Annotated in this window: 1 protein-coding gene and 1 pseudogene; one reads left to right on the forward strand and one right to left on the reverse strand. The window is 68.4% G+C overall.

Annotated elements, in window-relative coordinates; translation table 11 throughout:
- Window positions 1-276: 276 nt before the first annotated feature.
- Window positions 277-813 (forward strand): annotated as a pseudogene (locus RMT89_RS40160) (YciI family protein); the annotation flags it as partial.
- Between the two features lie 239 nt (window positions 814-1,052).
- On the opposite strand, the gene RMT89_RS40165 reads toward RMT89_RS40160, so the two are convergent.
- Window positions 1,053-1,402, reverse strand: a 350-nt coding sequence (locus RMT89_RS40165) for a VOC family protein (protein ID WP_315888692.1), incomplete at its 5' end; no start/stop codon positions are given.

The following is a 1,402-nucleotide window of genomic DNA, read 5'->3' on the forward strand; positions in this document are numbered from 1 at the left end:
GGATCATGGGGCTGTGTCGTGGCCACAGGCAGAGCCTCCCATCACTCCATGATCAAGATCTAGCCCTGTAGTACTAGCTGTTCTGTCCTGGGAGGTTGTGCACGGGTGATGGAGGTCTCGGCTGAGGCGTCTTGAACGGGTGAGGGCCTTCCGGTTCGGTGTGGATTGCGACGTTCGAGTCGGCGAGGAGGGACGCGTGGTGCAGGGCGTGCGCGAAGGTCTCCCCGGGCGCGGGCCGGTGGTGCGGGTCGTCGCTCTTCGGCTGCCCGATGCGGCTACCACCGCGACCGGCCCGGCTCCCTCACCCTGCGCGACAAACTGCTCGAAGCGCACTGGTCCTCCATGGACGGCTACGCGGCGCAGATGATCGCTCGCGGCCCGACGACGACCGACGACGGCGAGACACCGACCGGCAGCGTGCACATCGTCGACCTGCCCGATGCCGCCGCCGCCCGCGCGTTTGCCTTCGACGAGCCCAACTACCAGGCGGGCGCGTACCGGGACCTACTGGTACGCCGGTGGCGCAACCTGCTCGGACGCACGATGTGGGACTTCCCCGGCGGCCGCAACGGCGGCAACCGGTACCTCGTCCTCGGCCTCGGCGAAGGCCGGGCCGCCGACCTCACCGTGCCACCCGCCCGCGACGAGCTCATCGCCTACGGCCCCCTGCTGTCCGACGACGGCGACACCTGGCTGGGCACGGCGGTGCTGCTCAAAGCCCCCGACCCGGACACGGCCCGCGCTGTCCTGACCTCGGACCGGTACGCCGATATCGAGGTCCACCACTGGCAGTTCGGCGGCCGGGAGGAATGAACCGTACCCGCTACTCGATGTGCCCGGTTGCCGGGTCGACCTGGGAGAGGAAGTCCCGTACGGCTCTTCGAGTTCGGCCCGGCTGACCGGCGCCGGGGGATGGGTGCGGAAGCCGAACCCGTACTGCGGATCAGGTCCGGTCAGCCAGCTGAGGTCGTACGTCCCGGGGCTGTCGTACGGCTGAACGACCTCGAACTCCTCGCCGTCGACCGTGATCCGCGACCGCTCGCCCTCCGACGTCATGACGTGCTCCCGGAAACCGTCGCGGCTCGGTCGGACTCGCTGCGCAGAACGCAGAATTCATTGCCCTCGGGGTCGGCCAGCACCGCCCAGCCGGTGCCGTCGGGATTCCGGAGATCCGCGACAAGGGTGGCACCGAGGCCGAGCAGCCGTTCCACTTCCTGCTCACGCGAGGTCTCGGGACGCAGACACAGATGGACGCGGTTCTTGACCTTCTTCGCCTCGGGCACCTGGTTGAAGTACAGGACCGGGCCCTCCGCCGGCATCACCTGAGCCCGGATCCACCGGCTGACGTCTGTGGACAACTTCTCCGGGAATGAAGAAGAGCCTTGTGACCTGCGATGATGGG

Source organism: Streptomyces sp. P17, from assembly GCF_032436805.1.
In the GTDB taxonomy this organism is placed as follows: Bacteria; Actinomycetota; Actinomycetes; order Streptomycetales; family Streptomycetaceae; genus Streptomyces.